Annotated in this window: 1 pseudogene; it reads right to left on the bottom strand. The window is 29.0% G+C overall.

Going from position 1 to position 307, the window contains the following annotated elements:
- Positions 1 to 93: 93 nt before the first annotated feature.
- Positions 94 to 307 (bottom strand): annotated as a pseudogene (prsA, locus tag KI369_RS26590) (peptidylprolyl isomerase PrsA); the annotation flags it as partial.

Genomic DNA, 307 nt, shown 5'->3' with positions numbered 1-307 from the left:
TATGTAATATTGTATTGTCTTACTATCTATTTATAACTCACACACTAACTAGAAAAGGGAACCTACATAGGTTCCCTTTTCTAATTACAGTCATTATTTCTTTTCTAGAAATTCAAATGTATTTTTAAATTCTTTATCATTCACCTTAATATCAGCATCTTTCAATAAGTCATTGACTACTTGTTGTTTCCATTTCCCTGTCGTATCTTGTATTCTTTGCTGTTCTAAGTCTTTACGAATGCTATCTTTCACTTCATCAAATGGCTTCAATTCTTTTTTATCTGTCACTTTAATAATATGATAACCG

It is taken from the genome of Bacillus sanguinis (assembly GCF_018332475.1).
GTDB classification, from domain to species: Bacteria; Bacillota; Bacilli; order Bacillales; family Bacillaceae_G; genus Bacillus_A; species Bacillus_A sanguinis.
Note: the sequence above shows the minus strand (reverse complement) of the source record. Positions and strands in the feature narration are given on the sequence as shown.